Origin of the sequence: Yersinia sp. 2542 StPb PI (genome assembly GCF_048593855.1) — a bacterium.
GTDB lineage: Bacteria > Pseudomonadota > Gammaproteobacteria > Enterobacterales > Enterobacteriaceae > Yersinia > Yersinia enterocolitica_E.
On the sequence record NZ_JAZGQA010000308.1, the window covers coordinates 1 to 2,938 of the forward strand.

A 2,938-nucleotide genomic window follows, 5' to 3' on the forward strand; every position below is an offset into this window, starting at 1 on the left:
TATGAGCAAGCACGGCGTATTAATCATACGGAAGCATAAACTCACTACCAACGTATTCGGCCACTGAGGCTGTTCATATTTGGATTTCTCCATCTCCATATCGAGTGATTGCCTTCGATTCCTTCTGGAGTCTAAAACTTTCGAATGGCCGTTATTGTGGGTTCGTCTGAATGGAATGCAGGTCGAAGCCATAAAATGCAGGTTCATTTGCACTTAATCTGGGTTTGGTACTCCAAATAGATGCAGATAATTCGGGTCGAAAAACGCGATAAATGCAGGTTTGTGAATTTATAAATGTGGGTCGCTACAGCTATACACAACCCCATCATTGAATAAATTAGCGGCCGCGTCACTGAGACACCACTTCCACATCCGTTAATGGAACAGAGCAGCATGCCAACACATAATTGCTCCGCTGTTCTTCTGAAGACAATGCTGCCGAGCGTTGTTGGTCAACACGCCCAGAGACGAGTCTAACTTTGCATTGACCACAAAACCCTGCCCGGCAGCCATAAGGGAGCAGCACACCCGCATGCTCAGCCTGAGGCAACAAAGGTTGCTGATTATGGCCCACGAAAGCGGTTCCATTTATTGTCAGGGTAATCGGTGTGAATACGGATTGCGGAATAGCAGACACGCTGAAAGCTTCTTGGTGATACTGAGACTCAGGTAAACCCAGCATTAATAATTCATGTTTTGCATACTTCATGAATTCATCAGGGCCACAGGCAAATACTTGCCGCCCAATTACCTCAGGGATACCCTTGATAGTGTTGGTATCTAAGCGTTGCTTTTGCCCGTCCCATAATGCATCCGGTTGACTTAATGCGATAATGACTTTTAGATTGGGATTTACTGTCTGAAGATGATCGAGCTCTAATTTAAAAGCAATATCCTCACGAGTACGACATTGATAATAAAGGAAAATATCGCTAGCCTTTTTATTATCATATAGGTAACGCAGCATTGATATCATTGGTGTTATCCCACTGCCGGCTGCCAGTAATAAGACCTTATCAACAGTGTTATCGATATAAAATTCACCTACAGGCATTTCCATTGCCAGCTTATGCCCCACCTGAAAATGGTCATGCATCCAGTTAGAGACTCGTCCGCCGGGCGGAGCAGCGGCAGACGTTCTGTTGCCAGCCCTTTACGACGACGTCTGCGTTTTACGCCGAGTCCACTCAGATGGTAGAGCCGGTATACTCGCTTGTGATTAACATGAAGCCCTTCGCGGCGCAGCAGCTGCCAGATGCGGCGGTAACCAAAACGCCTGCGCTCCAGTGCCAGTTCGGTGATGCGCCCGGATAAATGCGCATCCGATGCCGGACGCTGCGCTTCGTAACGGCAGGTCGACAGGGACAAACCTGTAAGCCTGCATGCACGACGTTGCGACAGACCGGTCGCATCACACATCAACACCACGGCTTCCCGCTTCTGGTCTGTCGTCAGTACTTTCGGCCCAGGGCCACCTGAAGCGCCTCCTTATCCAGCATGGCTTAGGCCAGCAGCTTCTTGAGTCGTGCGTTCTCTTCCTCAAGCGACTTCAGCCGCTTAACCTCGGGCACCTCCATACCGCCATACTTTTTACGCCAGGTGTAAAACGTGACATCGGAAATGGCGTGCTTGCGGCAGAGCTCGCGGGCAGAAACTCCGGCTTCGGCCTCGCGGAGAATACTGATGATCTGTTGGTCGGAAAAACGCTTCTTCATGGGGATGTCCTCATGTGGCTTATGAAGACATTACTAACATCGGGGTGTACTAATCAACGGGGAGCAGGTCATAACTTCTCTAGAACTGGATGAGGTATGACAGTAAAGCCCCGCTGTATAAGTGGTAAATTACAGTTATACATCCTAGCGCAATTGGACAGTAAAGTGTACACCACCGCATTCGCCGAACAAGCCATGTACGATTATAAGTATCCCACTTAAACGACCCATTAATTTTTAGAGATCTTCCGACATACAGATGATGTCCTTGGAGGAGAGTGCCATGCGTAAGATCCGATTCACTTAGCACCAGAACATCGCCCGTTCTGAAGTCTGTCGAAGCCGGATGTATGACGTACTGTCAAAGATGTTTGCCGACCTGAGTCTGGAGTGTTGGGTATTGAAAGATGTTATCGAAAAAAAGCTTTAAAACCAGCGATCACGCGTGAGCTCGTCAGTTAACTGACCGCGCAATTTGCGATGAACATACGCCAGGCATGCAGGATGCTATTAGAGATACGGTTTTAGAAACTTTTTCAGGTGCTTCGCAGGCAGGCTCACCGCTGGAACCATAAGCGGGTTCACCAAATTTATTATCTGCTGAAATTAAATTTTCGTAGCAAGGGAAAACAACGCCTGCCGGTGCGTAATCAGGCACCTTTTGCCATGCGGCAAACGCTGAATCGAGCTGGTCGATTAATTTTATGCATGATGCATTGCTCTGTGGCAGACGATTCAGTACGTTCAATGTCGTGGATGACTTTAACCGCTAAGCACTGTTTATTGAAATTGACCTGAATACAAGCTACAGGATAAATTTTTACGTTAGTACCAGAACATACGTCAGCCATAGCGGCATAAAATGTAATTGCCCGCGCTTTTTTATACTCTCCCATATAGCATCAGGCTGGTTCTACTGTAAACAGGTAACCGACAGTATCACTGCTGAAAAAACTAAATTTTATGCCATTGAAAATGGTTGAGACTGATTCTTTTTCTTCTGTGTTGCTCTTATTCATTGCCATCAGTTTCATCATTATTATAAATGGCTCACCCGTTTTCATCGTGTCTTCTCCCAGCGTGGCAGAGAAAGCAGAAACAACCGCAGCGCCAATATCCATGCCATCTTGGGCAGTCCCATCGCCGCTGGTGATGAGGGTTATCTCTGATAATTTTTGACTGGATTTATCGGTTGCTCCCACAATAGCCAGATGATCATTAAA

The 2,938-nt window shown here is 47.0% G+C and carries 2 protein-coding genes and 2 pseudogenes; 1 reads left to right on the top strand and 3 read right to left on the bottom strand.

The genetic code is table 11. The annotated features are described in order from the left end of the window. Positions 1–349: 349 nt before the first annotated feature. The gene (locus V1952_RS20960; protein ID WP_420075466.1) at positions 350–1,060 is read right to left on the bottom strand and encodes a flavin reductase family protein; all 711 of its coding nucleotides are present in this window, start codon (positions 1,058–1,060) and stop codon (positions 350–352) included. Positions 1,061–1,089: 29 nt separating this feature from the next. Continuing rightward, positions 1,090–1,715 (bottom strand): annotated as a pseudogene (locus V1952_RS20965) (transposase); the annotation flags it as partial. Positions 1,716–2,073: 358 nt separating this feature from the next. Between V1952_RS20965 and V1952_RS20970 the strand changes: the two are divergent. Further along, positions 2,074–2,485 (top strand): annotated as a pseudogene (locus V1952_RS20970) (IS3 family transposase); the annotation flags it as partial. 132 nt (positions 2,486–2,617) lie between these two features. On the opposite strand, the gene V1952_RS20975 reads toward V1952_RS20970, so the two are convergent. Then, a partial coding sequence (locus V1952_RS20975; RefSeq protein ID WP_420075467.1) for a hypothetical protein occupies positions 2,618–2,938 on the bottom strand: 321 nt, incomplete at its 5' end.

Bases quoted from the DNA above. Each gene is read 5' to 3' on its own strand.
- V1952_RS20960 (WP_420075466.1), bottom strand. From the start codon at position 1,060: ATGGAAATGCCTGTAGGTGAATTTTATATCGATAACACTGTTGATAAG.